Here is a 3802-nt window from a genome sequence, read left to right on the forward strand (position 1 = left end):
TCTTTGTCCTTACATGAATAATTTTCTCACTTTTTGCCCGAATTTTTCTTGAGTAATTCTACTTAGATGTAGCGATCCTTTTTCTGTCTGATTTTGTACTACATTTCAAAGTGCGGAATGTGGGTTAAATATCTGGGTGCTAATGATTTTGGCAAGCTGAGTTATGGCATCAGTTTTGTTGGTTTATTTCAAACCATAGCTTATACCATTTATTAAAAGTAATAAGAGACGAAGGTTTAAAGCTAGGAGTCAGAAGTCAGGAGTTAGTGTAAACAGTAGTTTGAGTGTTTTTTCTTAATAGGAAACAATTTTCTATCTATCTAGCTATTTTTGATAATTGGTATTATTTAGGACTCAATGATATTGCAGTTCGTAATTTAGTAAAAACAGAATCAGCAAAGCATAAAATTTTAGGGACTACTTTTGTCTTAAAGTTAATTGGAGCGACTATCGCTTTTTTTTTAGTTGTAATTACTGCAATTATTGTTAACACAGATCGCGAGATGATTTGGTTAATAATTATTATGGCAAGTGGTTTATTTTTTACAGCTTTTGATGTTATCGATTTTTGGTTTCGTTCCCAAGTTAATTCTACAGCGATCGTAACAGTGATATCCTATGCTATATCTGGTTATTTTTCTGGCTTTTTTTATCCCCCCATATTTCGCACTGGTTGGATGTTAACCCAAGCTTTATTGATTCCATTTTATGTTAGGAAGTATTGGAGAAACTAGAATTTTAGTTTAATTTTCAACTTTAACGATCATTGCTACTGATTTTAGTTGTTTTCTTCAACAATTCAAAAACTGCATCAGTTAAAAACGTCTGCATCTATCACAAGACAAAGCAACTATAACAATGTAGGAAATCAAAAAATGGCAACTTTTAACGTAAATACAAACAATGATATTGTTAATGCAAACGATGGAGTTTTAAGCTTAAGAGAAGCCATTACCGCAGCAGAAAACCTACCTGGACAGGACACAATTAATCTCACTAGCATTGTTAATATTGAGAGTCCTCTATCGATCGACCCAGGTAACGATCTTGATATCAAATGATTTGTTACGGGGTGGTATAGTCTGCAATATGAATGTAATACAAAAATAACTGGCTACTAACAACCAATAACTGTTCCCTCAAACACAAATATTTTGTAATACTAATTAACAGTTATTAATGCACTTATAAAAAAATATGTTGTTACGTCCAGAACATCGCACTAAACAAGACCCCTCAAACGATAATGACTTCTATGCTGCACCTCGCTTTGTTACCCATGTGGATGCAGGATTTATCGACCAACTCACAGAGTTATACAAAGAGAAACTAAAGCCTAACAGTCGTGTTTTAGACTTGATGAGTAGTTGGGTATCTCATCTTCCTGACGAGATAGAATTTGACCATGTAGAAGGACATGGCATGAATCGAGAAGAACTAGCAAAAAATCCTGGTCTCGATAGTTATTTTGTGCAGAATCTCAATCATAATCCTAAATTACCTCTGAATAATGAAGATTTTGATGCAGTTTTAATCACAGTATCGGTGCAATACTTGCAATATCCCGAAGCTATATTTGCCGAAATTTATCGCATTCTCAAACCAGGAGGCATTGTAATAGTAAGCTTTTCTAATCGGATGTTTTTTCAAAAAGCGATCGCAATTTGGCGTGATAATAGCGAAGCAGGTAGAGTAGAATTGGTTAAAAAGTATTTTCAAGCAATTCCTGGCTTTAGCACTGCTGAAACAGTAATTAATCAACCTCCTATTCCTGGCTTCTTACAACTATTAGGTATGGCTGGAAGCGATCCTTTTTATGCTGTAATGGCAACGAAGGAGGGATGAGGGATGAGGGATGAAAGTTGATGATCGATCGGAATTATGGGTGGTTATTTACTATTGGTTCGTGTTTGCTTGTCAAGTAACACTGGCTAAATATGTGTCTTGTTCGTCAAGTATTACTTACTAATAGTGATGTGCCTTTTTCTTATCTCTTGATGTTTAGTAATGAAATCTACATTGGGCAATTAAGATTGAATCTTTTTTCACAGTATAAACAAGTCTATGCTCTTTAGTAATTCTTCTCGACCAAAATCCAGACCAATTATATTTGAGTGGTTCTGGATCGCCAATTCCCTCAAAAGGATTTCTTTTGATATCTTTAATTAATATATTGATACGTTTGAGAATTTTTTTATCTGTACTTTGCCAATATAAATAATCCTCCCAAGCTCGTTCGGCAAATATTAGCTTCATATTTTATGAATATTTTTTGACTGATGACATATCAGCAGAGTCTTACTCTTCTTCAATTAATTGCTGTTCTGTTCCATCTCCAGAACGAAGCTCGTTAATGGCATCATTTAGTCTATCTGCGTTATTTTTACTGGATAGCAAGTGGAAAGTAGCCTCATACGCTTTAAAATCATCCAAACTCATGACTACTACTGATGGTGCATTTTGCCTAGTTACAATTAACGGTGTGCGATCTGCTTCAATTTGATTAAGATAGCCAGCTAGCTTTTGCCGAAACTGTGTGTAAGTAACTGTATCCATAGTCAAATAGTATTCTATACGTGCATATCATTGTACATGATTAAGTAGATTATTTGAAGTAAAGGCGATCGCTTTTAAAACTCATATTTAGATATACGTCTACTGAATAAATACAATTTGCAGATCATAAATTAATGCCATTGAATCAGAATACAAGCAATCACTTTTAATTTTATTGGCTCATATAGTGAGATCACAACCCAACTATTCTTAGTAAGTAAAAATAATAATAGTCTACAATTTTTACTACAAATATTATGGATGTATTGATTTCTCCTATTGCTAGTTTGTTGCAAACTCTTATTCAAGAAGCTCATGCAGAAAATCAACGGCGACATGAAGAGAAGATGGCAGAAATAAAATTAATTGCTAATTCTGAATTACGAGATAGTTCCGTGTAGCAAATGCTATTAGATAAGTTTCTTTATCCTGTAGAAAAAGCACAGCACGATTTACAAAATGCTGCTAAACACGCTCAATATTTGGCTGAATGTATTAATTATTATTATCGAGATCATGGTTTAACTAAAGAACAAGCAAGAGATATTAGCCAGCAATTTCGTTTTTTAGCGATCAAAATCGCCCAAATAGATTCTTTATCTGATTTAAAGTTAATTTATGAAGCTACTACTTTTTTTACTCATCGAATGTCTGAATTTAAGCATCATGATCGCAAATATGCCATCGAAAATTCTATTAGAAAACATATTTTGAATAAGCTAGGGACTTGTATTGCGATAGAGAATAATTTTCAGCGTCGCTTATCTTTTATGGATCAAAATCAAAACAAGATCGATAGTGAGGATAAAAGTTTATCTTCTGCTTGGTAATTAGCTTTTCAAGATTATTATTTGATTGTAGGGCGAGGTACACCCCACCCCAGGGCAAACGCATCTTAAATTGAGCGAAAACAGATAATTGAAGAAAGAAAGGATAAAAGTCAAAAAAGAAGAGTAGTAGTATGAAGTGCTTCTTTTTAACGACGCGATCCCGAGTAAAAACATGATAAATTCAGTAAAATTAACAATTAATTGAAGACAGAATTAGTTCTTAGAATTGATGATATGATGACCCAATTATCAAACTTAATTTTGGCTATCTTTAGTCATGAAACTAAGACCAAAAACTACAATAGAAGAACATTTTTCATCTATCAAAGCTCCGAGATTAGATAGAACTAAGCTACATCAGTTGATTGATATTATTACTATTACTCTTTGTGCAGTAATTAGTGTCGCAGAAACCT

8 protein-coding genes are annotated in these 3802 nt (G+C 33.4%); 6 read left to right on the forward strand and 2 right to left on the reverse strand.

The features are described from left to right. Window positions 1–284 precede the first annotated feature (284 nt). The 3 genes from H1P_RS31605 to H1P_RS31615 all read left to right on the forward strand — a co-directional run bounded on the left by H1P_RS31605 (window position 285) and on the right by H1P_RS31615 (window position 1845). Window positions 285–734 (forward strand): MATE family efflux transporter, encoded by a 450-nt coding sequence (locus H1P_RS31605; RefSeq protein ID WP_144875200.1) that lies wholly within the window; start codon window positions 285–287, stop codon window positions 732–734. Between the two features lie 141 nt (window positions 735–875). After that, complete coding sequence (locus H1P_RS31610) at window positions 876–1061, forward strand: hypothetical protein (RefSeq protein WP_144875202.1); 186 nt, start codon at window positions 876–878, stop codon at window positions 1059–1061. A gap of 136 nt (window positions 1062–1197) precedes the next feature. Further along, window positions 1198–1845 carry a class I SAM-dependent methyltransferase gene (locus tag H1P_RS31615; RefSeq protein ID WP_144875204.1) on the forward strand — a complete coding sequence of 216 codons (648 nt, stop codon included), beginning with the start codon at window positions 1198–1200 and terminating at the stop codon, window positions 1843–1845. A 156-nt stretch (window positions 1846–2001) separates the two neighbouring features. On the opposite strand, the gene H1P_RS31620 is transcribed toward H1P_RS31615, so the two are convergent. Next, the gene (locus tag H1P_RS31620) at window positions 2002–2256 is read right to left on the reverse strand and encodes a Txe/YoeB family addiction module toxin (protein ID WP_144875206.1); all 255 of its coding nucleotides are present in this window, start codon (window positions 2254–2256) and stop codon (window positions 2002–2004) included. Between the two features lie 42 nt (window positions 2257–2298). Then, window positions 2299–2556 (reverse strand): type II toxin-antitoxin system Phd/YefM family antitoxin, encoded by a 258-nt coding sequence (locus H1P_RS31625; RefSeq protein WP_144875208.1) that lies wholly within the window; start codon window positions 2554–2556, stop codon window positions 2299–2301. A 257-nt stretch (window positions 2557–2813) separates the two neighbouring features. Here H1P_RS31625 and H1P_RS37900 point away from each other — a divergent pair, with 257 nt between their 5' ends. The 3 genes from H1P_RS37900 to H1P_RS31635 form a co-directional block, all read left to right on the forward strand. Next, entirely contained in the window at window positions 2814–2957 is a 144-nt protein-coding gene (locus tag H1P_RS37900) for a hypothetical protein (protein WP_222427341.1), read from the forward strand. Window positions 2958–2960: 3 nt separating this feature from the next. Continuing rightward, window positions 2961–3386: a hypothetical protein gene (locus tag H1P_RS31630; protein ID WP_222427342.1), complete on the forward strand. Its 426-nt coding sequence runs from the start codon at window positions 2961–2963 to the stop codon at window positions 3384–3386. A gap of 277 nt (window positions 3387–3663) precedes the next feature. Further along, a partial coding sequence (locus tag H1P_RS31635; RefSeq protein WP_144871678.1) for a transposase family protein occupies window positions 3664–3802 on the forward strand: 139 nt, incomplete at its 3' end.

The organism is Hyella patelloides LEGE 07179, from assembly GCF_900659865.1.
Classification (GTDB): Bacteria; Cyanobacteriota; Cyanobacteriia; order Cyanobacteriales; family Xenococcaceae; genus Hyella; species Hyella patelloides.